The organism is Micromonospora sp. CNZ286 (assembly GCF_014207755.1).
This window is the reverse complement of the sequence record NZ_JACHIZ010000001.1, coordinates 5,117,292-5,140,274: the sequence shown is the minus strand read 5'-3', so window position 1 is coordinate 5,140,274 and position 22,983 is coordinate 5,117,292. Positions and strand designations below refer to the sequence as shown.

Below are 22,983 nucleotides of genomic sequence, written 5' to 3'. Positions count from 1 at the left end.
TCGGCGGTCTCAGTTGGTGAGGACCACGTAGCTGATGATCATGCCGATCACGGCGCCGGCGACGCTCGCGGCGGCGGCGTACCAGCCCAGCGGCTTGTCACCGAGGACCGCGCCGACGATGCCGAGCACGAGGCCGACCAGGCCGAACAGCGGCGGCAGGATGAAGATCGCGATGGCCGCGAAGACGAACGCGATGATCGTGCAGATCCGGGCGGCGCTGCTGCGCGGACGGGCGGTGGCGTGGATGTCGGCCATGGTTTCCTCCGTGGGTGATCTCGCTACGTGTCGACGGGAGATCGGGTACCCCGGCCGCCGTACCGTCCAAACCGGAGGCGGCATCGATCAGGCGAACAGCTTCAGTCCGATCACACCGGCCACCACCAGCAGCAGGCAGGCCACGCGCGGCAGGTTGACCGGCTCGCCGAGCGCGAGCATGCCGACCAGCGCGGTACCCACGGCGCCGATGCCGACCCACACCGCGTAGCCGGTGCCGACCGGGATGTCGCGCAGCGCGTACGCCAGGCCGGCCATGCTGCCGACCAGGGTGACGGCGAAGACGGCGGAGGGGAGCGGACGGGTGAAGCCGGCACTGCGGTCCAGCGCGATCGCCCACGCGGTCTCCAGGAGTCCGGAGATCACCAGTACGATCCAGGCCATGGGACATCACCTCTGACGGGCGGGCCCGGCGCGGAGCGGGCCGGGCGACGGTTAGGTCACGCGGGGCGTCTTGGCCTGACCGGGTACGCCCACCACTCGTCCGGGACGGCCCGCGGGCCGTCGTGGCCGACGGTAGCACCGGGCGGGCCGGGTCGGCGGCGGGGTGAGAAAGCCCACCATGAGTGGAGTTGACGTCAACTTCAGGTTGCACGATGGAACGCATGACCGTGCTCTTCTCCGACGACGACGTCGCGGCCGCCGTGGACGCCCCGCTCACCGTCGCGGCCATGCGCGACGCGCTGCTGGCCGCGCACGCCGGGCGGCTCATCGCCCCGCCCCGGGCGTCCGCGCCGCTGGGCGGGGGCCGGATGGTGCTCACCGCCGGTCACCTCACCGGGCAGTGGTACGGCTTCCGCTCGTACGACACGTTCGGCCACCCGGAGAGCGGTCAGCTCGTCGTGCTGCACGACGCGGCCACCGGTGCGGTACGCGCCATCGCCGTCGGCGAGGAACTCGGCTCCCGGCGTACCGGAGGACTCGGTGGCGTGGCGGTGGACGCCCTGGCCCGCGCGGACGCCGCCACGGTCGGCGTGGTGGGGTCCGGCCGGCAGGCGTGGACCCAGGTCTGGGCCGCGGCAGCGGTCCGGCCGCTGCGCGAGGTGACGGTGTTCAGCCGCTCGGCGGCCCGGCGGGACGCGTTCGCCGCGCGGGTCCGCGCCGAGCTGGGCGTGCCGGCCCGCGCCGTCGGCTCGGCCGCCGCCGCGGTACGCGACCGCGACGTCGTGGTGCTCGCCACCACCAGCACCGTCCCGGTGCTCGACGCCGCCGACCTGGCCCCCGGCACCCACGTCAACACCGTCGGCTTCAAGCAGGTCGACAGGCACGAGTTCGGCCCCGACCTGCTCGACGCCGCCGACCTGCTGGTCACCGACTCACCCGGGCAGGCCGCCGCGTACGTCCCGCCGATGCTCGCCGCCGTCGAGCCGTACGCCGGGCGGCTGCGCGACCTGGGCGCGGTGCTGGCCGGCGCGGCTCCCGGCCGCACCACCGCGGACCAGATCTCGGTCTTCTGCTCCACCGGCCTGGCCGGCACGGAGGTGTTCCTCCTCGATCGGCTGGCCCGGGTGGCCGTGTCCGCGCGCTGACCCTGGCCGGACGGGTGCGCGGCGCACCGGAACCGGCCCGGTACCCTCGGATGGTGTCTGCCTCCTCCTCCACCCCGCGATCCGACGGGCGCCGCGTCGCCCTGCTGACCCTCGGCTGCGCCCGCAACGAGGTCGACTCGGAGGAGCTGGCCGCCCGGCTGCACGCCGACGGATGGCAGGTCACCACCGACGGCGAGGGCGCCGACGTGGTGGTGGTGAACACGTGCGGGTTCGTCGAGAAGGCCAAGCAGGACTCGATCCAGACGCTGCTGGCCGCCGCCGACACCGGCGCGAAGGTCGTCGCCGCCGGGTGCATGGCCGAGCGGTACGGCCGTGAGCTGGCCGACAGTCTCCCCGAGGCGCAGGCCGTGCTCAGCTTCGACGACTACCCGGACATCGCCGCCCGCCTCGACTCGGTGCTCGCCGGCGAGGCGATCGGCGCCCACACCCCCCGCGACCGGCGGGAACTGCTGCCGCTGACCCCGGTGAAGCGCCGCGACGCGGCGGTGTCGCTACCAGGGCACGGCACCCCGGCCCGGGTCGCACCGGAGGCCGACGCGCACACCCCGGCCCACCTGCGGCAGGTGCTGCGGCACCGGCTCGACACCGGCCCGGTGGCCTCGCTGAAGCTCGCCAGCGGCTGCGACCGGCGGTGCGCGTTCTGCGCCATCCCTGCCTTCCGCGGCGCTTTCGTCTCGCGTACCCCGGACGAGCTGCTTGCCGAGGCCGAGTGGCTGGCCAAGACCGGCGTCCGCGAGCTGGTGCTGGTCAGCGAGAACTCCACCTCGTACGGCAAGGACCTGGGCGACCCCCGCGCGCTGGAGAAGCTGCTGCCGCAGCTCGCCGCGATCGACGGGATCGTGCGGGTCCGCGCCAGCTACCTCCAGCCCGCCGAGACCCGGCCCGGCCTGGTCGAGGTGATCGCCACCACGCCGGGCGTGGCCGCGTACTTCGACCTGTCGTTCCAGCACTCCAGTGAGCCGGTGCTGCGCCGGATGCGGCGCTTCGGCTCCACCGACCGGTTCCTGGAACTGCTCGCCTCCGCCCGCGCGCTGGCGCCGGACGCGGGCGCGCGCAGCAACTTCATCGTCGGCTTCCCCGGCGAGACGAAGCAGGACGTGGCCGAGCTGGTCCGGTTCCTGACCGAGGCGCGGCTGGACGCGATCGGCATGTTCGACTACAGCGACGAGGACGGCACCGAGGCCGCCGGCCTGACCGGCAAGGTCTCCGCCGCCACGATCAAGCGGCGGTACGACAAGCTCAGCGCGCTGGCCGACGAACTCTGCTCGCAGCGCGCCGAGGCGCGCCTCGGCGCGACGGTGGAGGTGCTCGTGGACTCGACCGCCGACGGGGTGGTGGAGGGGCGGGCCGCCCACCAGGCGCCCGAGGTCGACGGCTCGACCACACTCGTCGCGCCCGTCGGCGGCGGCGTCGATCTGGCCGCGCTGCGCCCCGGTGACCTGGTCCGGGCCACGGTGACGGCGACCGAGGGCGTGGACCTGGTCGCCGTACCGGATGAGATGATCTCGGCGGCGCCCGGCGCGGTACGGTGACGGCGGGCCCTGATGGAGCGGGGAAGCCACGTGGGGCGATGCGGGACATGACGGGAGCGGAGTCGACGGCGGCTGCCCCCGTACCGCTGCTCAACGCGGCGAACCTGCTCACCGGCGCGCGCCTGGTGCTGGTGCCGGTCTTCGTGGCCACCGTGATCGCCTCCGGCATGAGCAACGCGGGCTGGCGGACGGCCGCCTGCGTGATCTTCGTGGTGGCCTCCGCGACCGACCTGGTCGACGGCTGGATCGCCCGCCGGTACGAACTGGTCACCTCACTCGGCAAGGTGGCCGACCCGATCGCCGACAAGGCGCTCACCGGCGCCGCCCTGGTGCTGCTCTCCTTCTACGACCGGCTGCCCTGGTGGGTGACCGTGGTGATCCTGGTCCGCGAGCTGGGCATCACCGGGCTGCGCTTCTGGGTGATCCGGCACGGCGTGATCGCCGCCAGCCGTGGTGGCAAGGTCAAGACCGCGCTGCAGATCCTGGCCATCACCTGGTATCTCTGGCCGATGCCGGAGGCGCTCGCCGCGATCGGGCCGTGGATCATGGGGGCGGCCGTCGTGGTCACCGTGGTCACCGGGTTCGACTACATCGCCCAGGCGTTGCGACTGCGCCGCCCGGCCCGTTGAGCCGGTCGGCGGGTCAGTCGGTCCGGGCGGCGGGTCAGTCGGTCCGGGGCAAGGGTCCGTCGGCCCGGACGGCGGACGAGTAAGCCGGCGTGGGGCGGGAAATGGGGGCGGGCATGGACACCGACGCGAGTAACCAGCGGCCCGCCGGCAGCCCGGCGGCCGCCGTGGTGCACCGCCTGCACGAGTGCGGCGAGACGCTGGCCACCGTCGAGTCGCTGACCGGCGGCCTGCTCGCCGCCGCGATCGTGGAGATCGCCGGGGTCAGCTCGATCTACCGGGGCGGCATGGTGGTCTACGCCACCGAACTCAAGGCGACGCTCGCCGGCGTACCGGAGGACCTGCTGGCCGAGCGCGGCCCGGTCGACCCGGACGTGGCGGCCGCGCTGGCCGAGGGCGGACGGCAGCGGTGCGGCGCCGACTGGGGCCTGGCCACCACCGGGGTGGCCGGTCCGGAGCCGCAGGACGACAAGCCCGTCGGCCTGGTCTACGTGGCGGTCGCCGGACCGGACGGCACCGAGGTGCGCCGGCTCGACCTCAAGGGCGGCCGCGACCACATCCGCTCGGCTGCCGTGATCGAGGCGCTGCGGCTGCTCGCCGACCGCATCGAACTCCCCGCCGACGCCGACTCCGCCGAGGCGGCGGGGGCGGGCCGCCGGTGAGCCCGCGCGGCGCCGACACGCCCGGCGGCGGGATCGCCGGACCTGTCGATCCGCCCGGATTTTCGAAAGGCGGGGTGGGATGTCGTCGTGGCGACCAACGGGTACGGTTGCGGGAAGGCTCCGGCGGTCGCCGTCGGCGCCGGAGCGGTCCGCCGCGTCCGGCGCGACGTGTTCCGGCCGGAGATGGTGGTCCCGTTCAGGGGGAGGTGCGATGGTCCTGCTACGCCGGGTGATCGGTGACGCGCTGCGAGCACGCAGGCAAGGGCAGCACCGCACCCTCCGCGAGGTCTCCTCCGCCGCCAACGTCAGCCTCGGCTACCTCTCCGAGATCGAACGCGGCCAGAAGGAACCCTCCAGCGAGCTGCTGGCCGCGATCTGCGACGCGCTCGGCGCCCGCCTGTCCGAGCTGCTGCGCGAGGTGAGCGACACGGTCGCCCTGGCCGAGCAGATGCCCGGCGTGCTGGTGCCGGTGACCGACGAGCGGGTCGAGCCGGCCCCGGTGGGCCCGTCCGCCGTGCGCAAGGCCACCAACCGCGGTGTCCGGCAGGTCACCTCCGACGGCGGGGTCGCCGTCCAGGTCCGGCAGGACTCGCCGCTCAAGGCCACGCTGCGCAGCACCCGCGTACGCCCCGCCGAGCGGGATGTGGTCTGCGCCGCCTGACCCCGGCCGCCGCGTCGTGGGCAGTGCTGGCGTTCGCGTCGTACTGTTGATCAGGAGCGTACGGGTGCCGGAGTGGCGTCCGGCTGGGACGATGTAGGCGCGACGCTACTGAGGGGACGAGGCGGAGATGGCGAACCCGTTCGTCAAGGGTTGGAAGTACCTGATGGCGCTCTTCGGCGCGAAGATCGACGAGCACGCCGATCCGAAGGTGCAGATCCAGCAGGCCGTCGAGGAGGCACAGCGCCAGCACCAGGCGCTGGTGCAGCAGGCGGCAGCGGTGATCGGCAACCAGCGCCAGCTGGAGATGAAGCTGTCCCGGCAGATGACCGAGGTGGAACAGCTCCAGGGCAACGCGCGGCAGGCGCTGGCGGTGGCCGACCAGGCGCGGGGCCGGGGCGACGAGGCCGAGGCCGGGCGCTACGAGCAGACCGCCCAGATGCTGGCCACCCAGCTGGTCTCCGCAGAGCAGGCGCTGGAAGACCTCAAGACGCTGCACGACCAGGCGCTCGGCGCGGCCGCACAGGCCCGCAAGGCGGTCGAGAACAACTCGATGATCCTCCAGCAGAAGCTGGCCGAGCGCACCAAGCTGCTCAGCCAGCTGGAGCAGGCCAAGATGCAGGAGAGCGTGGCCCGCTCGCTGGAGTCGATGTCGTCGCTCACCGCGCCCGCCAACACCCCCTCGCTGGACGAGGTCCGTGACCGGATCGAACGCCGCTACGCCACCGCGATGGGCCGGGCCGAGCTGGCCGGCAACTCGGTCGAGGGCCGGATGCTGGAGATCCAGAAGGCCACGCTCGACTCGGCCGGATCGGCGAGACTGGAGCAGATCCGGTCGAGCATGGCCGGCGAGCAGCTCGGCAGCCGGTCCGAGACCCCCGCCGTGGGGCAGCCGGCCGATCCGGCAGCCGCAGCCCGTCTCGACGAGATCCGGGCCAGCATGAGCCGGGAACGCGGCACCGGGGAGACCACGACCGGCTGACGGAGGGGCGGACACGATGGCGGACGAACGGGCCCGGCACTTCCGCAGGCTGCGCAGGCTACGCAACTCGGCGCGGCGGTGGAGCGTGCTGGCCGGAGGGCTCGGCGGCGCCGCCGCGGTGCTGACCCCGTACGCCGGACTGGGTCTGGCGGACGCGGCCTGGGCCGGCGCCGCGGGCAGCGCGATCGCGGTGGCCGCCTGGCGCTGGGTCGACCACCGGGCGCTGGCCGCCGTGCCGCCACCGCCCGCCCTCGACCCGGCGGAGGCCGCCGCCCGCTCCCGCGCCCGGCTGGTCGCCGCCGTCGAGCGGCTGCCCGTCGGCCCGGGCGTCGTGGCCGAGGTACGCCGGGTCCGCTCCCGCCTCGCGCTGCGCGGCACCGCCGCGGCCGAGCCGTGGGCCCGGCTGGACCGGGCCGCGCTCACCCTGGCCGGGCTGACCGGGCGCTTGACCGGGCTGGCCGAGCCGGCGGTCCGGGAGGCGGCCGAGGCCGACCGGTCCCTGCGTGAGCTGGCGACCCGGGTGGCGAGCGTGGAACGCGCGGCGAAGCTGACCCCGCAGAGCACGCTGAACGAGGTGCACGCCACGCTGGTGGCCCAGTTGGAGGACGGGGTGGCCGCGTACGAGCGGCTGGTGGTGGCCGCCGCCGGTTACGTGGCCGAGGACGCCCGTCCGAACACCGAGCACCCGGCCGCCGCGCGCCTGACCGAGGCCACCGACCTGCTGCACGGCGTAGCCTCCGCCCTGGCCGAACTCCGCACCCCTCTCCGCGCCCCCTGACAGTTCCCCTCCCCGCCCCTCCCCGCCCCGCCCCGGTCTCCCCGTTGATCAAGGAGTTTGTGTCCTCCCCACAGCCGGATCCCGACACAAACCCCTTGATCACCGTCCAAGCGCCCCCGATCAGCGCGATCGATCATGAGGTTGACGGCAGTTTCGATCTCCATTTCGGCCGTCAACTTCATGATCGATCGGCCTCCCGCACGCCGGGGCGGCGTTCCGCCCGGTGCCCCTGCCCTCTCGCGCCCCGGGCTTGCCGGCCCTCCCGCCACCCACCCCACCCACCCCACCCACCCCACCCGCGCCGCTCACTCCGGTGATCAAGGAGTTTGTGTCCTGATGCGCGCCTGATCCGGACACAAACTCCTTGATCACGGGGGAGGGAGGGGGCGGCGGGCGGGCGACCCACAGGCTCGATCATGAAGTTGGCGGTGGTGTTGATCTCTGAAACTGCCGCTAAGTTCATGATCAACGGGGAGGGAAGGGCGCGCGGGGAGAGGGGGCGGGGTCAGGTGGGGGTTGTTGTTCGGGCTGGGGGGGTCCAGGGGGACGTGCCTACGACGTTTGTCGCGCGTACCCGGTAGTGGTAGGTCATGCCTCGGGCCAGGCCGGTGTTGGTGAAGCCTCGGCCGGTCACGTGGAACGTCGCCGGTTCACGGGTGAAGGCGGCGTCGGTGGCGCGCTGCACGACGAAACCGGCGCCCGGTCCGGCCGGCGTCGGCGCCGACCAGGTCACCGTCACACTGGCCGTGTCCGGCCCGGACACGCTCGCGGTGACGCTCACGCCGGTGGGCGCGACCGGCCGGGCCGGCGTGGTCACGGTGGCCACAGTCGACCAGGGCGAGGCGGCGCCCAGGTACGTCGTGCGTACCCGGTAGTAGTACGTGGTGTCCGGCGCGACGGCCGGGTCCACGTGGGACTCGCCCACGGCGATGGCCGTGGTGCCCGGACCGCTGGTGAACGTCGGGTTCGTGGCCCGCTGCACGTCCACGCCTGTGGCGAAGGAGTGGTTGGCCCAGCGCAGCGCCACCCGCAGCGGCCCGGTCGGCGGCAGCACCGCTGTCACCCGGGTCGGCGCGGACAGGTGCACCGCCGCCGGTACGGCGTTGGACCAGGACGAGCAGCTCACCGCGTTCTCGGCGCGGATCCGGTAGTGGTAGGTGACGCCGGGCGTGACTGTGGCGTCGGTGTACCGGGTGGCGGTGGCGGCCACCGTGATCTCGGTCAGTCCGGTGGTGAAGGTGCTGTCGGTGGCGCGTTGCAGCCGGTGGCTGGTGGGTACGGGCCGGCTGCCGTTGCCGGTCCAGGTCAGCGCGATGGCGGGGAGCGCGGTGGCGCTGCCGGGTGCCGGGGTGGCGGTGAGGCCGGTCGGCGCCTTGGGTGCCACGCGCACCACCAGCGGCCGGCTCATGCCCTGGTCGCGGAGTCCGGCCGAGCGGGTCTGCCAGCGGTACTCCCAGCCGAGGTTGACCAGCTGGTTGACCACGACCGCGGGGCGGCCGTCGACCGGGCTGACCGGACCGGCGTCCAGCCGTGCGCCGGCCGGGCGGGTCGGGTCGAGCAGCCGTACGCTGTCGCCGATCTTGAACGGCAGGGCTGGTGGGACGGGACGCAGCGCCACCACGACGTCCTCCCGGGGGTTGACCCGGACGGTGTCCTTCCAGCCCAGCTCGCCCGGGTCGGGCGCGCGGACCGTGCCGTCCCAGCCGACCCGGTTGACGAGCTGGACGTCGCAGCCCTCGATGTGCACCGGATGGGTGCGCGGGGCGTCCCCGACGATCCGCCAGAGCTGCGTGCCGTCGCCGGGCGCGCCGACCGCCACCGCCGGGTCGGTGGCGTGCAGGACCTCGGTGGCCGGGTCGGCCGGTCCCAGCGGCAGCGTGGCCGGGGCGAGTGGTCCGGCGACCGGGTGGCCGACGCCGAGGCGCCCCACGGCGCGGCCGTGCCGGGCCTCGAACACCTGCCCGACCGACTTCACGGCCAGCGGCAACGTGACCGGGGCGGTCGCGCCCGCCGGGGTGAACGTGACCGAGGTGGCCCGCGCGGGAACCAGCGTCGGGCGCGGGGTGGAGGTGCCGATCGCGGCGTCGTACGCGGGTTGCGGCACGATCGGCGGCGGCTGGCTGCGGGCGTACGCCCCGGGTAGCCGCTCGGCGAGCCGCCGGGTGTCGTACGGCTGCGCGGGGGTGCCGGTGACCCGGATCTGGAGCAGCGTACGGGTGTTCGGGCCGTACCCGGGGCGGGTCGGCGGCAGACCACCGGCGGCGGTCCGGTCGGGCGCGCCGGTGTGGTGGTCGTAGCGGGTGTCGAACCGGGGCAGCGGCGCGGGGCAGTCGTTGTAGAGGATGAGCGTGCTGCCCGGCGGCACTGTGGAGAAGTCCACCACCACGTCGGCCCGTTCGCCGGGCGCGAGCAGCAGCGCGTGCCCGTCCACGTTGAGCACTGTCGGGTCCTGCCTGTCGTACCGGTAGTCCACCGGCCGGTTGGTCAGCACCACGGGGGCGGGGAGCAGGCCGCCCTCGTTGCCGATCTGGATCATCTCGGGTCCGGCGGCGGCCGGGTCGGGCACGCCGCCGTCGCGCCCGTCCGCGGGCCAGTACGCGGGCCGCCCGGGGGCGCGTACCGCCTCGACCATCGGCACCTCACCGGCGTCCGGGTCGGCAGGGCTGCCGTCCTCGGCCCACATCGGCGCGTCGGAGGCGGCCCGGTAGAGCTGGAGGTTGAGCGCGCGGTCCGCGCAGGCGTTGAGGATCCGGAACCGGTACGCCCGCGGCGCGACCTCCAGGTACGGGTATGCGACGCCGTTGACGAGCGGAGTGTCGCCGTACGCGTCGGGGACCGCCGACGGGTGCGGCACGCCCGGTACCAGCGGCGGCTCGTCCGGGTCGGTGTCGGGGTCGTGGTGCGGGTTCGGCACCGGGGCGACCCACGGGCTGGCGCCGCCGTCCGGGTCGTGGGTCCACGGCCCGTAGTCCCAGCGCCCGGTCGGGTTGGTGCCGGTGAGCCGGTACGGGTTCTGCCGCGGCTGGTAGACGTGCGGGTGCCACAGGCTGCCCTTGGCGCCCCAGCGGTCCCGGTCCCAGGTGGGGTCCTGGGCGGCGAGCTGCGCGTCGTCGGGTACGAACGTCTTGTCCTCGATCACCAGCGGGAGCTGGTCGGCGGGCAGCACGCCGTCGTCGACGAGCCGTTCCTCGGCCGGGTCGGTGAGCAGGTAGAGCGCGATCTGCCCGGAGTAGACGGTGAGCCGGGACAGGCCGAGCGTGTTGTCGTGCAGCCACATGAGCCGGCCGCTCTGGTCGTTCGGGAAGTACAGCGTGGTGGCGCCCGCGCCGGGCGGCGGCATGTCCGGCACCGGCGTCACACCCACACCCGTCGGGTACGGGGTGATCTCGCCGGCCGGGGTCACCCACTGCCACGGGTTACCGGCGCTGATCCAGCCGGTCTGCGCGCCGGACAGGTGCGGTACGGCGCGGTTCTGCGGGTACGGGGCGGGACCGTCGAGCGGCCCGGCTCCCGCGCCGTCGACCGTCTCGTCCACGGGCAGGAACAGCTCCCCGGCCCGTCCGGTGGGGAGCTGGTTGATGAACTTGATCCGCACCGGGCGGCCCCGCCGGGCCACGATCATCGGGCCGAGGTGCCAGGGGCGGTCGGGTGGGCCGACAGTGTTGTGCCCGGAGGCGTCGGTGCCCAGGTTGAGCTGGCGGTAGCCGCGCAGCCGGGTGGCGGGCAGGTCGCGGTGCAGGCGCTGCGCGTACTCCTGGAGGCCGATCTCGTAGTAGTCGCAGCCCGGCCAGGTGATGGTGTCCGGGACGGCGACGGGCAGGCGGGCGCCGAGCCCGGCGGTGGCCGGCTGCCCGGGCAGCGGCAGCGGGTCGACGAACTTGCGGATGCCGGTGCCGGGTACCGGGCGGCCGTCCGGGTCGAGCGTGGGCAGCGGGCTGGCGGCGGTGTTCGGCACCGGGCCGAACAGGCGCGGGACGGCGGCCGGGTCCAGGCTCGCAGGCGCCGGGCCGCCGCCGGGTTCCTCGTCACTGCCGCGAGCGGCCGGAACGGCGGGCGCGACGGAACCGGCCGGCGTCGGGTCACCGGTGGGCGCGGTCTCCTCGGCGATGGCGACGACGGCGGCGCGGTCCGGGCGTCCGGGCCGGCTGCGGCGGAACAGCACCATGGCTCTCCCCGGGGTCGGGGCGCGCCGGCCGACACCCCGGCGTGGCGGGCGTACGCGCTGCTGACGATCCGTGAGCGGTCCACCGCAGCATGCGACGTCACAGGGGTGAGGCGGAAGTACCCAATCGTCCCTATCTCGGCCGATCTTGGGCGTTTCGTGGAAGTTCCACGGCGGGTTGGCAGGCCGGACACCAGTAGGTGACCCGTTCGCCCAGTTCCTCCTTGCGGATGGCCGTCCCGCAGCGGCGGCACGGCTGCGCCCGCCTGCCGTAGACGTAGCTGGTGCCGCCCCGGTGCAGCACTCCTGTGGTGCTCTGCGTCCAGCGGCCCCGGTTGGCCGCGAGCAGCCGCTGGGCCAGCGCGACGGTGCCCGGCAGGTCCGGCACCGCGCCCACCGGTGTCCACGGCGACACGCCGCGCAGGAACAGCACCTCGCACTTGTAGAGGTTGCCCACCCCGGCCAGGTTGCGCTGGTCGAGCAGCGCCTCACCGATGGTGCGGTCCGGGTCGGCCGCGAGCCGGCGGACCGCCTCGTCGACGTCCCAGTCCGGGCCGAGCAGGTCCGGGCCGAGGTGGCCGACGAGCGACTCCTCCTCGGCGGTCGGCACCAGCGCCAGCTCGTGCAGGTGGTAGCCGACGGCGACAGCGGCGGGGGAGCGCAGCACCACCCGGATCAGGTGCGCGGGCCGTCCGCTCCAGCGCTCACCCGGGGCGTACGCCCGCCAGGCGCCGTCCATCCGCAGGTGCGAGTGCAGCGTCCACGGCTCGGCGTCGGTGCGGGTGAGGCGCAGCAGCAGGTGTTTGCCCCGGCTGGCCGACTCGCGCACGGTCCAGCCGGTGAGGTCGGTGGTGGCGAGTTGCGGCACGCGGAAGTCGGACCCGGTGAGCCGGGCCCCGGCGAGCGCGCGTTGCAGGACGCGTGCGGTGTTCCAGACGGTGTCGCCTTCGGGCACCCGGCCATTGTCCCCCGGCCGAGCAGAATTCGCATGTGTCGCTATTTGTACTGAGGTTCCACTTGATCTGCGGAAACGCCACGATCAGGGGGTTCTGAGGAGATGCCCATGGCACATACACGACGTCGTACCGTCGTCGCCCTGACCGCCCTGCTCACCGTGGCCGCCGGACTGCCCGGCACGCCCGCGTCGGCCGCGCCCCCGCCCACCGCCGTACCGGCCCGCGCCGCCGCGCCCGGCCCCGAACGCTGGTCCGTCGACCTCGCCGTCGCCGGCGGCGACGACGTCAACGTCGCCTGGCGGTCCGGCCGCCTGCGGCTCGCCGACCCCCGGCCCAACGCCCGCACCCGCCCGGCCGCCGTCGGCGGACCGGTCGCCGAGGGCATCCTGCTGTCCGCGCCGCGCACCCTGGACCGGCCCGCGACCCGGGTACGCGCGCAGTTCGCCGCCCGCACCGGCGACGGGGGTACGGCGGTGGCACAGGTACGCGGCTGGCGTGGCCGAGGCTGGACCGAGTGGCGCGACGCCACCGAGGCGGTGTTCGACGCACCGGTCAGCCGGGTGCAGGCGCGCGTCGTGCTGACCACCAGCGGCAGCGCGTCGGAGGCCACCGTCACCGGCCTGACCTTGGCCGCCGACAAGGTCGCCACCACGGCGGTCCAGCCGGCCGCCGCGCTCAAGTACCGGGTGTACGCGACCCGGATCGGCCTGGTCGGCGGCATCACCGCCAACGGGCACACGGTGCGTACCCGGGACCACTTCGCCGCGCTGCCCACCCGGCGCGGCCTGTCCCCGCGCAACACCGGCGACTACACCGTCAAGGTCTGCACGACGAACGGCAGCCGCTGCGAGTACGCCCCGGTGTGGGACGTCGGCCCGTGGAACACCCGCGACGACTGGTGGAACCCGGCGTCGATCAGGGAGAACTGGAAGGACCTGCCGCGCGGGCTGCCCGAGGCGCAGGCGGCGTACCAGAACGGCTACAACGGCGGGCGCGACCAGTTCGGCCGTACCGTCCGCAACCCGGCCGGGCTGGACCTGGCCGACGGGACGTTCTGGGACGGGCTGCGGCTCACCGACAACGCCTGGGTGGACGTGACGCTGCTGTGGACCGGCGGCGGGGCGCGGGCGGTGGTCGGTTCCGGGCCGCTGAACCTGCGCGCCGGGGCGAGCACCTCGTACGCGAGCCGGGGCCTGGCCGCCACGTACGCGCACGTGCCGGTGCAGTGCTACGTGACAGGGCAGCGGATCGCCGGCACGTACCGCACGACGACGAGGGGGTACCGCCTGGTGGGCGGCAACTACGTCAGCCACGCGTACCTGTCCTCGATCTACGGCGGCACAGTCCCCCGCTGCTGACGCCCCCGTCCCGTCCGTCCCCGCTCTCCTCCGCGATCTTGCAGTTTCGGCCCTGTCCCGGGGGCATTCGCCCGTTATGCCGGGGCACCAACTGCAAGATCGCGGGGGAGACGGGTGATGGTGACCAGGGCGCCTGGGGTGGTTTGGAGGGTGTCGGCGGCTCGGCCGGTGTTCACCGCTATCGCGACCTGGGCGGCGGAGTCGACGTAGACCACCAGGGTGCCGGGTTCCGCGTCGCCGAAGGTACGGCCGTGGACCGCCTCGTGGCCGTTCACCAGCACCCGGGACGGCAGGCCGTCGAGCAGCGTGCCCGGCGCGGCGAGCTGGACGTTGCCGAAGTGGTCGACGGTCAGCACCTCGGCGCTGAAGCCGCCGGGCTCGGCGCGTACCACCGGTTCCGGCAGCCGGACCAGCGTGCCCGGGTCGACTGCCGGCCCGGCCTCGGCCGGCGGCGCGCCGAGCGCCAGCCGGGCGGCCACCGGCGCGAACACGTCCCGCCCGTGGAACGTGCGGGAGACGACCGGGCCGAGCCAGTCCGGGTTGGTCAGCTCCACAGCCTCGGTCACTCCGCCGAGCGCCTCCGCGGCCGGGACCAGCAGCCCGTTGTCCGGCCCGACCAGCAGCCCGCCGGGCGCGGCGAGCGCGATCCCGCGCCGCGTCGTGCCGACGCCCGGGTCGACCACCGCGACGTGCACGCCCCACGGCAGGTACGGCACCGTCTGCGCGAGCACCGCCGCGCCCCGGCGTACGTCGGCCGGTGGCACCAGGTGCGTCACGTCGATCACCCGTACGGCCGGGGCGAGCCGGGCCAGCACGCCGTGGCACGCCGCCACGAACCCGTCGGACAGCCCGTAGTCGGTGGTCAGCGAGACACACCGCGGGGTGCCGTTCACGTGTTGCCCGCCCCGCTGAGGTGCCGCGCCAGGCGCAGCTCGTGGACCACCACGATCGGTCCGCCCCACTCCCGCTCGTGCAGCGCCGTCAGCGCGGCACGGTCCTCGTCGCGCGCCTGGCGTACCCGGATCGAGGCCACCGGCCCACCCTACGTGCCCGCTCCCCGTAACGCCGGGCGGTCAGCCGCGCAGGCGCAGGCCGCGCGGGGTGGCGCGGAAACCGGCGGCGGTCAGCGCGTCGCGCAGCGGGGACGCGTGCACGGCCTCGCCGTCGGCGCGTTCCACCGAGATCGCGCCGAGCGCACCGGAGTGCACCGCGTCGGCGAGCGCCTTGCCGGCCGCGGCGAGCGTGTCGGTGTCGTCGGTGAACGACAGGATCGTCCGGCCGCCCCGCTCCACGTAGAGCACCAGGTCGCCGCCGACGAGCACGACAAGCGCTCCCGCCTTGCGCCCGGCCCGGTGGCCGGTGGCCGGTGCCGCGCCGTCGCCGGAGTCGACCACGCGCTCCGGCCAGGGCAGCGCCGCGCCGTACGGGTTCGCCGGGTCGGTGGCCGCGAGCACGACTGTCGGACCGCCCCGGCCCTGGGTGCCGTCGGCGAGCGCGCGGATGCGGTCCACCGCGCCGGGCACCGCGAACTGCGCCGCGCCGAGCCCTTCGACGAAGTAGCCGCGCCGGGCCGCCCCGCGTTCCTCCATCGCGGACAGCACCGGGTAGACCCCGGCGAAGCCGCCGGTGACCTGCTCGGCCACGACCGCGCCCCGGGTCACCACGCCGTGCCGCTCCAGCAGCAGGTCGGCGAGGGCGGCGGCGCGGCGGGTGGGGTCGAGGTCGCGGTCGGGCAGCCGGGACCAGCGACCGGCCATGGTGGGCGGACCGCCCCGGCTGGGCAGCGCCACCCGGCCCGGACGGCGGTAGCGGGTGCGCGGCGCCGACGGCCGGGACCGGTGTGCCCCGCCCGCGCCGAGCGCGGCGCGCAACGGCGCGAGCGTGTCGTTGGTGAGGTGACCGGCCCACACCAGATCCCACACCGCGCCCGACAGCGCGGCGTCGTCTGTGGCACCGACCCGGTCGGACAGCGAGCGGAAGAACAGCGCCTGCCCGTCGGCGAGCGCGTCGAGCACCGACTCGTGCAGCGGGGTCAGCGTCAGTGCCTCCTCCGGCGGCGGGAGCAGCAGCGGCGCCACGTCGGCGTACGCGAGCGTCACCCACCCGTCGCCGCCGGAGATCGCGCCCGCGCCGGCCCACACCACCTCGCCGCCGGCGCACAGCTCGTCGAGCTGGGCGGGGGAGTAGTCGGCGACCCGGGCCGGGAGCACCAGGCGTTCCAGCGCGGACGCGGGCACGCTCACGCCCTGCAACTGCTCGACGGTGGCGGCGACCGCCTCGACGCCCCGCGCCGACGAGCCGACCTGCTGCCAGCGGGGCAGGAACGCGGCGAGCGCGCGCGGCGGCACCGGCTCGATCTCCCGGCGCAGGGCCGCGAGCGAGCGACGGCGCAGCATGCGCAGCACCTCCGCGTCGCACCACTGGGTGCCGACACTGTCCGGAGCGAACTCGCCGGAGACCACCCGGCCGCCCGAGGCGAGCCGCCGCAGCGCCTGCTCCACCACGAACACGCCGAGCCCGAACCGGGCCGCGCAGGTGGCGGCCGCGAACGGGCCGTGCGTGCGGGCGTACCGGGCGACCAGGTCGGCGAGCGGATCGGCCACCGGCGCGAGGTACGCCTCGGCGACCCCGACGGGCAGCGCCACCCCGAGCGCGTCACGCAGCCGGGCGGCGTCCTCGACGACCACCCAGCGGTCCTCGCCGGCGATGCGGACCCGCAGCACCCGCCGGGCCGCCGCCAGCTCGTCGGTCCACGACTCCGGCACTCCCCGCTCGGCCAGCTCGGCGCTGCTCAGGTCACCGACCACGCGCAGCAGCTCGACCACGTCCTCCGGGTCGCGGGGACGTCGCTGCTCGGTGAGCCAGCGCAGTTGGCGTGCCGTCTCGGTGAGCACCTCCGGGTCGAGCAGCTCCCGCAGGTCGACCCGGCCGAGCAGCTCGCCGAGCAGGCCGGAGTCGAGCGCCAGCGCGGCGGCCCGCCGCTCGGCCAGCGGGGCGTCGCCCTCGTAGAGGAACGCGCCGACGTACCCGAACAGCAGCGACCTGGCGAACGGCGACGGGCGTTCGGACTCCACCTCGACCAGGCGTACCTTGCGGGCGGCCAGGTCGCGCATCAGCTCGCCGAGGGCGGGCTGGTCGAAGACGTCCTGGAGGCACTCGCGGGCGGCTTCCAGCGTGACCGGGAAGTCGGCGTACTCGCGGGCCACGTCGAGCAGTTGCGCGGCGCGCTGGCGTTGCTGCCACAGCGGCTGCCGCCGCCGGGGGTCACGCCGGGGCAGCAGCAGCGACCGGGCCGCGCACTCGCGGAACCGGGACGCAAACAGCGCCGACGTGCCCACCGACTCCTCGACGAGCTGGGCGATCTCGTCCGGCTCGAACACGACAACGTCGGCGCCGGGCGGCGTCTCGGCGGTGTCCGGCAGGCGCACCACGATGCCGTCGTCGGAGGGCATGACCTGGGCGTCCACGCCGTACCGCTCGGCCAGCCGGCGACCGATCGCCAGCGCCCACGGCCCGTTGACCCGCGCGCCGAGCACCGAGTGCACGGCGAGCCGCCAGTCACCCAGCTCGTCGCGGAACCGTTCGACCACCACCGTCCGGTCGTCCGGCAGCGACCGGGTGGCCGCCTTCTGCTCGCGCAGGTAGTTCATCAGGTTGCCGGCGGCCCAGTCGTCGAGCCCGCCGGCCCGCAGCGCCGCCACCGCGTCGGTGTCGGACTGCCGCAGCAGAGCCCGGACCCGGGCGCCGATCGCCCGCCCCAGCTCGACCGGGCGGCCGAGCTGGTCGCCCTTCCAGAACGGCATCCGGGCCGCCTGCCCCGGTGCGGGGGAGACGAGCACCCGGTCGGGGGTGATCTCCTCGATCCGCCAGGACGACGAGCCGAGCAGGAACACGTCACCCACCCGGGACTCGTAGACCATCTCCTCGTCCAGCTCACCGACCCGTGCGGCCCGCTCGGCGCCGGCAAGGAACACGCCGAACAGGCCCCGGTCGGGGATGGTGCCGCCGCTGGTCACGGCGAGCCGCTGGGCGCCGGGCCGGCCGGTCAGGACGTCGGTGGCGCGGTCCCAGACCAGGCGCGGCCGCAGCTCGGCGAACGCGGTGGACGGGTAGCGCCCGGAGAGCATGTCGAGCACCGCGTGCAGCGCCGAGTCGGGCAGCTCCGCGAACGGCGCCGCCCGCCGGACCAGCACCGCGAGGTCGCCGAGCCGCCACGGCTCCAGCGCCACCATCGCCACGATCTGCTGGGCCAGCACGTCCAGCGGGTTGCGCGGGTAGTGCAGCTCCTCGATCGCCCCGGCGCCCATCCGCTCGGCCACCACAGTGCAGGAGAGCAGGTCGCCCCGGTGCTTGGGGAAGACGACGCCGCGCGAGACCGCGCCGACCTGGTGCCCGGCCCGGCCGACCCGTTGCAGCCCGGCCGCCACGCTCGGCGGCGCCTCGATCTGCACCACCAGGTCGACAGCGCCCATGTCGATGCCCAGCTCCAGGCTGGACGTGGCGACCACGGCGGGCAGCCGGCCGGACTTGAGCGCCTCCTCGATCTGCTTGCGCTCCTCCCGGGACACGCTGCCGTGGTGCGCCCGCGCGATCACCGCCGGCGCCCCGGCCGCCGCGCCGGACTGCGCCATCACCTCCGCCGGCTGCCGAGGCGCACGCACCGGCCCGGCGCCGTCGCCGGCCGGCGGGCCCTCGCCGGGCAGCAGATCGGATACGCGCACCGGCTCCCCGCCCCGGGCCACGCGGCTGCCCTCCGGGGCGGACGCCGCCTCGACCTCCTCGGCGGCCAGCTCGTTGAGGCGGGCGCAGAGGCGTTCGGCGCTGCGCCGGGAGTTGGTGAACACGATCGTGGACCGGTGCGCGCGGATCAGCGCGAACACGCGTTCCTCGACCGCCGGCCAGATCGAGGGGCGGCGGGGCGCGAGGCCGCCGAGATCGTCCTCGGGTGGCTCCTGCTCGTCGAGGCGCGTCATGTCCTCCACCGGAACCTGGACGCTGACCTCGATGGTCTTGTTCGACGGCGGCTGCACCACGTCGACCGGGCGTGCGCCGCCGAGGAAGCGGGCGCACACGTCGATCGGCCGGACGGTGGCGGACAGTCCGATCCGTTGCGCGGGCCGCTCCAGCAGCGCGTCGAGCCGTTCCAGGGACAGCGCCAGGTGCGCGCCGCGCTTGGTGCCGGCCACCGCGTGCACCTCGTCCACGATCACCGTGTCGACGCCGCGCAGTGAGTCGCGGGCGGCGGAGGTGAGCAGCAGGAACAGCGACTCGGGTGTGGTGATGAGGATGTCCGGCGGGGTGCGGGCGAAGGCGCGGCGCTCGTCGGCCGGGGTGTCGCCGGTCCGCATGCCGACGGTGACGTCCGGCGGGACCAGGCCGAGCCGGGAGGCGGCCTGGCGGATGCCGGTGAGCGGGGCGCGCAGGTTGCGTTCCACATCGACGGCGAGTGCCTTGAGCGGGCTGACGTAGAGCACCCGGCAGCGGCGCCGGGGATCGGCCGGCGGCGGCTCCTTGGCGAGCCGGTCGAGCGACCAGAGGAACGCCGCGAGCGTCTTGCCGGAGCCGGTCGGCGCGACGACGAGCGCGTTGCGGGCGGCGGCCACCGAGCGCCAGGCGCCCTCCTGGGCCGGGGTGGGCGCGGCGAAGGCCGCGGTGAACCACTCCCGGGTCGCCGCGCCGAACTCCGCCAGCACCCCGCCTGACCCGCCCGACCTGCCTGACCCGCCTGACCTGCCCGACCCGCCTGACGGGGTCACCTCGTCCGCCACGCTCCCATCCTGCCGCGCGGGTGTGACATCCGGCCCGCCGCCGGACCGTTCCGTCCCGCCCGCAGCAGCCCAAGAATGGAATGGGCGATTATTCCGTTAAGTCTTACTTAACTGCTTGCTTGTGGGCTGCAACATAAAGTAACTTCACTCGCGATGCGGCGTGGGGTGGAGGCGTGGATGACCGTCGAGGAACGAGGCCTGGGCTCCGGAACCGACGTGCTCATCCGCAAGGTCGACAGTCGACTGGCCGCGCTCCGCGCCGCGCTGCACGGTCCCGATCTGGAGCTGGCCGAGGAGCTGGCCGCGCGGCTGCGCGAGATGATCCTCGCGACCGCCCGGTCGAGTGCCGCCGACCGCGCCCGGGTCCGGGCCGCTGTGCACTACTTCGTCCAGCGCCGGGAGAGCCGGGACGCCCGGCTGCCGCTGCGCTCCCTGGTTGCCGCCCAGCGCGCGGTAGACCGCGCCGCCCGCCAGCTGGCCACCCCCAACCCCACCCCCTGACCCCACCCCTCCCACCGCCCCTCCTCACCCCCACCACTCCGGTGATCAAGGAGTTTGCGGTGGGTTCCGGCGCGGTTCCGGACACGAACTCCTTGATCACCAGGCGACGGGGCGGGCGCACGTCGGGTGGGCCGGTGAGGTAAGGGTGGGTTTTGGGGAAAACCGCCCGGTTCGGTGCCTCTGTGGCGTGTGATCGGTTGTGACACCAGCGTGTTCGCGCGCTGTCACCTCGACCGGGAGTACGCGTGCTCGTCCTGCTGATCGTGCACCTGGTGGCGGCGCTGCTCGCCCCGCTGCTGGTCCGCCGGTGGGGTCCGCGCGCCTGCCTGATGCTGGCGCTCGCCCCGGCCGCCACAGCGGTCTGGGCGGCGGCGCACACAGGGGCGGTACGCGACGGCGGCGCGGTGGTCGAGACGTACCCCTGGATCTCGCAGCTCCAGCTCGACGTGGCGCTGCGCGTCACGACGCTGTCCTGGCTGATGCTGCTGCTCGTCGGCGGCGTCGGAGCGCTGGTGCTGGTCTACTCCGCCCGCTACTTCCCGCCCGGGTCCACCGGGCTGGCCCGCTTCGCCGCCGTCATGGTCGCCTTCGCCGGGGCGATGCTCGGTCTCGTCGTCTCCGACGACCTGCTGCTGCTCTACGTGTTCTGGGAACTGACCACCGTCTTCTCGTACCTGCTCATCGGGCACAGCACCGAGCGCCGGTCCAGCCGGTGGGCCGCCGCGCAGGCGCTGACAGTGACGACGCTGGGCGGGCTGGCAATGCTCGTCGGGTTCCTGCTGCTCGGCCACCACGCCGGGGGCTACCGGTGGTCGGCGGTGGCGGCAGCGCCGCTGCCCGGCGGCGGGTACCTGGTCGTCGCCGTGCTGCTGATCCTCGCCGGGGCGCTGGCGAAGTCCGCGGTGTTCCCGTTCAACGCCTGGCTGCCGGTGGCGATGGCCGCCCCGACTCCGGTGAGCGCGTATCTGCACGCGGCGGCGATGGTGAAGGCCGGCATCTTCCTCATCGGACTGCTCGGCCCGGTGCTCGCCCCGGTCGACGGGTGGCGGCCGGTCACCGTGGCTGCCGGACTGGTCACGCTCGTCATCGGCGGCTGGGCGGCGCTGCGGCAGACCGACCTGAAGCTGCTGCTTGCGTACGGGACGGTCAGCCAGCTCGGCCTGCTCACAGTGGTGTTCGGCGCGGGCACCCCGAAGGCGGCGCTGGCCGGGGTGGCGATGCTGGCGGCACACGCCCTGTTCAAGGCGGCACTGTTCCTGGTCGTCGGCATCCTCGACCACGAGGCCGGCACCCGTGACCTGCGGGAGCTGTCCGGGGTCAGGCGGACCGCGCCGGTGCTGGCCGTCGTCGCCACGCTGGCCGCCGCCTCGATGGCCGGGGTGCCGCCGCTGCTCGGGTTCGTCGGGAAGGAGGCGGCGCTCGCCGCGTTCACCGGTGATCCGCTGGTGCTGACCGTGCTGGTGGTGGGCAGCGCGCTCACCGTCGCGTACAGCATCCGGTTCCTCTGGGGCGCGTTCGGCACCCGGCCCGGCACGCCGGACACCGAGCTGGCCCGCCCACCCGCCGCGATGCTCGTACCCCCGGCGCTGCTCGCCGTGGCCGGGCTCGCCGCCGGTCCGGCGGCCGGGTGGCTGAGCGGCCTGTTCGAGCCGTACGCCGAGCTGTTCGGGCCGGTCGAGGAGCACCTGGCGCTCTGGCACGGACCCACGGCGGCGCTCGGCCTGTCCGCCCTCGTGCTCGCCGGCGGTGTGGTGCTGCACCTGGTCCGCGGCCCGCTGGCGCCCGCGCTGGCCCGGCTGCGCTCGCCGGTGGGCGGCAACCAGGGGTACGAGTGGGTGACGCACGCCTTCGACCGGCTCGCCATCGAGGTGACCGGCGCCACCCAGCGCGGCTCGCTGCCGCAGTACCTCGGCACGGTGCTGCTCGTGCTGGTGTTCGTGCCGGGCGGGGCGATGATCGCCACCACGCCGTGGCGGGTCGACCTGGCGCCCTGGGACAACCCGGCCCAGCTCGTGGTCTGCGTGGTGATCGCGGTCGCCGCGCTGCTCGCTGTCGGCGCGCGCCGCCGGCTCACCGCGATGCTGCTCGTCGGCGTGACCGGCTACGGCACCGCGATGATGTTCGTCCTCTACGGCGCGCCGGACGTGGCACTGACCCAGTTCCTCGTGGAGACCGCGACGATCGCCGTGTTCGTGCTGGTGCTGCGGCGGCTGCCGGAGCGCTTCTCGGCCCGTCCGCTGCGCCGCAGCCGCTGGGTCCGCCGCGGCATCGGGATCGCCGCCGGTGTGGTGATGGCCGGTCTGGCGCTGGCCGCGGCCGGAGCGCGGCGGGCGCCGTCGATCTCCGCCGACTTCCCGGACCTGGCCTTGATCGAGGGGTACGGCCGCAACGTCGTGAACGTGACGCTCGTCGACATCCGGGCCTGGGACACGATGGGGGAGATCTCGGTGCTCGTGGTCACCGCGACCGGCGTGGCCAGCCTGATCTACGAGCGGTCCCGCACCGGGCCGCGTCCCCGCCGTCCCCCACCGGCCGCGTTGCGCGCCGGGGACCGGCGCACGGTGTGGCTGCGCGGCGGGCAGACGCTGCCGGAACGGCGGCGCTCGATCGTGTTCGAGGTGGTCACCCGGCTGATCTTCCACACCGTACTGATCTTCTCGCTGTTCCTGCTCTTCTCCGGGCACAACGCCCCCGGCGGCGGCTTCTCCGGCGGGCTCGTCGCCGGCCTCGCGCTGGCCCTGCGCTACCTGGCCGGCGGCCGGTACGAGCTGGCCGAGGCGGCGCCGGTCGGGGCCGGCACGGTGCTCGGCGCGGGCCTGGGCATCTCGGTCGGCAGCGGCGTGCTCGGCCTGGCGCTCACCGGCGAGGTGCTCCAGAGCGTGAAGGTCAACCTGTGGCTGCCGGTGGTCGGTGACTTCTACCTGGTCACGTCGCTGTTCTTCGACATCGGCGTGTACCTGGTGGTGGTCGGGCTGGTGCTGGACATCCTGCGGAGCCTGGGCGCCGAGGTGGACCGGCACGTGGAGGCCGCGGGCGAGGCGGGGCGCGGGTTGGTCGTCCAGCGCGAGGGCCCCTCATGAGCGCGAGGAGTGAGCCGGGTTTGCGAGCCCCGCAGTCGCGAACAGAGGTGGTTCCGTGAGCGCGAGGAGTGAGCCGGGTTTGCGAGCCCCGCAGTCG

At 74.7% G+C, this 22,983-nt stretch carries 17 protein-coding genes and 1 riboswitch; of the genes, 10 read left to right on the top strand and 7 right to left on the bottom strand.

Annotated elements, in window-relative coordinates; genetic code table 11:
• Nucleotides 1–9: 9 nt before the first annotated feature.
• Together FHX31_RS22580 and FHX31_RS22575 are read right to left on the bottom strand one after the other, a co-directional pair.
• Nucleotides 10–255, bottom strand: coding sequence for a hypothetical protein (locus FHX31_RS22580; RefSeq protein ID WP_013284695.1), 246 nt, complete (start codon nucleotides 253–255; stop codon nucleotides 10–12).
• Nucleotides 256–342: 87 nt separating this feature from the next.
• A complete protein-coding gene (locus FHX31_RS22575; RefSeq protein ID WP_013284696.1) occupies nucleotides 343–657 on the bottom strand; it encodes a DMT family transporter in 315 nt (104 codons plus the stop codon).
• A 59-nt stretch (nucleotides 658–716) separates the two neighbouring features.
• Nucleotides 717–782: riboswitch (guanidine-III (ykkC-III) riboswitch) on the bottom strand.
• A gap of 96 nt (nucleotides 783–878) precedes the next feature.
• Here FHX31_RS22575 and FHX31_RS22570 point away from each other — a divergent pair.
• From FHX31_RS22570 to pspM, 7 genes are all read left to right on the top strand, one after another.
• A complete protein-coding gene (locus FHX31_RS22570; RefSeq protein ID WP_176739837.1) occupies nucleotides 879–1,802 on the top strand; it encodes an ornithine cyclodeaminase family protein in 924 nt (307 codons plus the stop codon).
• Nucleotides 1,803–1,852: 50 nt separating this feature from the next.
• On the top strand, nucleotides 1,853–3,355 hold the full coding sequence (rimO, locus tag FHX31_RS22565; RefSeq protein ID WP_184977148.1) for a 30S ribosomal protein S12 methylthiotransferase RimO: 1,503 nt from the start codon (nucleotides 1,853–1,855) through the stop codon (nucleotides 3,353–3,355).
• A 47-nt stretch (nucleotides 3,356–3,402) separates the two neighbouring features.
• A complete protein-coding gene (gene pgsA / locus FHX31_RS22560) occupies nucleotides 3,403–3,984 on the top strand; it encodes a CDP-diacylglycerol--glycerol-3-phosphate 3-phosphatidyltransferase (RefSeq protein WP_030269816.1) in 582 nt (193 codons plus the stop codon).
• Between the two features lie 113 nt (nucleotides 3,985–4,097).
• Nucleotides 4,098–4,643, top strand: a complete 546-nt coding sequence (locus FHX31_RS22555) for a CinA family protein (protein WP_184977147.1) — start codon at nucleotides 4,098–4,100, stop codon at nucleotides 4,641–4,643.
• Nucleotides 4,644–4,854: 211 nt separating this feature from the next.
• Nucleotides 4,855–5,304, top strand: a complete 450-nt coding sequence (locus tag FHX31_RS22550) for a helix-turn-helix domain-containing protein (protein WP_013284701.1) — start codon at nucleotides 4,855–4,857, stop codon at nucleotides 5,302–5,304.
• Nucleotides 5,305–5,431: 127 nt separating this feature from the next.
• Nucleotides 5,432–6,283: a PspA/IM30 family protein gene (locus tag FHX31_RS22545; protein WP_013284702.1), complete on the top strand. Its 852-nt coding sequence runs from the start codon at nucleotides 5,432–5,434 to the stop codon at nucleotides 6,281–6,283.
• 16 nt (nucleotides 6,284–6,299) lie between these two features.
• Nucleotides 6,300–7,061, top strand: a complete 762-nt coding sequence (gene pspM / locus FHX31_RS22540) for a phage shock envelope stress response protein PspM (protein WP_091329607.1) — start codon at nucleotides 6,300–6,302, stop codon at nucleotides 7,059–7,061.
• Nucleotides 7,062–7,566: 505 nt separating this feature from the next.
• On the opposite strand, the gene FHX31_RS22535 is transcribed toward pspM, so the two are convergent.
• Both FHX31_RS22535 and FHX31_RS22530 read right to left on the bottom strand, forming a co-directional pair.
• Complete coding sequence (locus FHX31_RS22535; RefSeq protein WP_184977146.1) at nucleotides 7,567–11,226, bottom strand: fibronectin type III domain-containing protein; 3,660 nt, start codon at nucleotides 11,224–11,226, stop codon at nucleotides 7,567–7,569.
• A 130-nt stretch (nucleotides 11,227–11,356) separates the two neighbouring features.
• Nucleotides 11,357–12,178 carry a DNA-formamidopyrimidine glycosylase family protein gene (locus FHX31_RS22530; protein ID WP_184977145.1) on the bottom strand — a complete coding sequence of 274 codons (822 nt, stop codon included), beginning with the start codon at nucleotides 12,176–12,178 and terminating at the stop codon, nucleotides 11,357–11,359.
• Between the two features lie 108 nt (nucleotides 12,179–12,286).
• Here FHX31_RS22530 and FHX31_RS22525 point away from each other — a divergent pair, with 108 nt between their 5' ends.
• Nucleotides 12,287–13,537 (top strand): hypothetical protein, encoded by a 1,251-nt coding sequence (locus FHX31_RS22525; RefSeq protein ID WP_184977144.1) that lies wholly within the window; start codon nucleotides 12,287–12,289, stop codon nucleotides 13,535–13,537.
• Between the two features lie 74 nt (nucleotides 13,538–13,611).
• Here the strand turns inward: FHX31_RS22525 and FHX31_RS22520 are convergent, their stop codons facing one another.
• The 3 genes from FHX31_RS22520 to FHX31_RS22510 are packed head-to-tail and all read right to left on the bottom strand — an operon-like array spanning nucleotide 13,612 to nucleotide 19,230.
• The gene (locus tag FHX31_RS22520; protein WP_184977143.1) at nucleotides 13,612–14,430 is read right to left on the bottom strand and encodes an SAM hydrolase/SAM-dependent halogenase family protein; all 819 of its coding nucleotides are present in this window, start codon (nucleotides 14,428–14,430) and stop codon (nucleotides 13,612–13,614) included.
• A complete protein-coding gene (locus FHX31_RS22515) occupies nucleotides 14,427–14,570 on the bottom strand; it encodes a hypothetical protein (protein ID WP_176739711.1) in 144 nt (47 codons plus the stop codon). The genes FHX31_RS22520 and FHX31_RS22515 overlap by 4 nt, the downstream gene beginning before the upstream one ends.
• 40 nt (nucleotides 14,571–14,610) lie before the next feature.
• Complete coding sequence (locus FHX31_RS22510) at nucleotides 14,611–19,230, bottom strand: ATP-dependent helicase (protein ID WP_184977142.1); 4,620 nt, start codon at nucleotides 19,228–19,230, stop codon at nucleotides 14,611–14,613.
• 252 nt (nucleotides 19,231–19,482) lie between these two features.
• Between FHX31_RS22510 and FHX31_RS22505 the strand changes: the two genes are divergently transcribed.
• Together FHX31_RS22505 and FHX31_RS22500 are read left to right on the top strand one after the other, a co-directional pair.
• Nucleotides 19,483–19,806, top strand: a complete 324-nt coding sequence (locus FHX31_RS22505; protein WP_071096300.1) for a hypothetical protein — start codon at nucleotides 19,483–19,485, stop codon at nucleotides 19,804–19,806.
• Between the two features lie 245 nt (nucleotides 19,807–20,051).
• Nucleotides 20,052–22,886, top strand: coding sequence for a Na+/H+ antiporter subunit A (locus FHX31_RS22500; protein ID WP_123109874.1), 2,835 nt, complete (start codon nucleotides 20,052–20,054; stop codon nucleotides 22,884–22,886).
• Nucleotides 22,887–22,983 lie beyond the last annotated feature (97 nt).

What these genes read in the sequence shown, in the direction of transcription:
- FHX31_RS22580 (WP_013284695.1), bottom strand. Translation starts at nt 255, where the DNA reads ATGGCCGACATCCACGCCACCGCCCGTCCGCGCAGCAGCGCCGCCCGG.
- FHX31_RS22575 (WP_013284696.1), bottom strand. Translation starts at nt 657, where the DNA reads ATGGCCTGGATCGTACTGGTGATCTCCGGACTCCTGGAGACCGCGTGG.
- FHX31_RS22570 (WP_176739837.1), top strand. Translation starts at nt 879, where the DNA reads ATGACCGTGCTCTTCTCCGACGACGACGTCGCGGCCGCCGTGGACGCC.
- rimO (WP_184977148.1), top strand. Translation starts at nt 1,853, where the DNA reads ATGGTGTCTGCCTCCTCCTCCACCCCGCGATCCGACGGGCGCCGCGTC.
- pgsA (WP_030269816.1), top strand. Translation starts at nt 3,403, where the DNA reads ATGACGGGAGCGGAGTCGACGGCGGCTGCCCCCGTACCGCTGCTCAAC.
- FHX31_RS22555 (WP_184977147.1), top strand. Translation starts at nt 4,098, where the DNA reads ATGGACACCGACGCGAGTAACCAGCGGCCCGCCGGCAGCCCGGCGGCC.
- FHX31_RS22550 (WP_013284701.1), top strand. Translation starts at nt 4,855, where the DNA reads ATGGTCCTGCTACGCCGGGTGATCGGTGACGCGCTGCGAGCACGCAGG.
- FHX31_RS22545 (WP_013284702.1), top strand. Translation starts at nt 5,432, where the DNA reads ATGGCGAACCCGTTCGTCAAGGGTTGGAAGTACCTGATGGCGCTCTTC.
- pspM (WP_091329607.1), top strand. Translation starts at nt 6,300, where the DNA reads ATGGCGGACGAACGGGCCCGGCACTTCCGCAGGCTGCGCAGGCTACGC.
- FHX31_RS22535 (WP_184977146.1), bottom strand. Translation starts at nt 11,226, where the DNA reads ATGGTGCTGTTCCGCCGCAGCCGGCCCGGACGCCCGGACCGCGCCGCC.
- FHX31_RS22525 (WP_184977144.1), top strand. Translation starts at nt 12,287, where the DNA reads ATGGCACATACACGACGTCGTACCGTCGTCGCCCTGACCGCCCTGCTC.
- FHX31_RS22505 (WP_071096300.1), top strand. Translation starts at nt 19,483, where the DNA reads ATGACCGTCGAGGAACGAGGCCTGGGCTCCGGAACCGACGTGCTCATC.